Raw genomic sequence first — 247 nt, 5'->3', positions numbered from 1 at the left:
CTCCCGCAAAACCGGCTATATTAATATCAAATCCTAAGTTAAGCGGGTTCTCACCGGGCGTAGTTCTGGCAGCAAAATGTGCTTTCCCACAATGAATGGTATGGTATCCGCTGTTTTTCAACACTTGTGCCAAAGAAGTAGCATAGGTACTACGTTCCATACCGGGCTGTTGACAAAAGCCATTGACGTTCCACTCAGGGAATTCAAGAACTTCATTTTTATTATCGGTAGATACGTTGCGTTCTAA

General features: G+C 43.3%; 1 protein-coding gene. It reads right to left on the bottom strand.

Annotation, left to right across the window (positions count from 1 at the left end; all coding sequences use genetic code 11):
- Window positions 1–247, bottom strand: a 247-nt coding sequence (locus J2D73_RS20455) for a hypothetical protein (RefSeq protein WP_207884265.1), incomplete at both ends; no start/stop codon positions are given.

This window comes from Acetobacter sacchari (assembly GCF_017377715.1).
Lineage (GTDB): Bacteria > Pseudomonadota > Alphaproteobacteria > Acetobacterales > Acetobacteraceae > Acetobacter > Acetobacter sacchari.
This window is presented reverse-complemented; position numbering and strand designations above follow the sequence as displayed.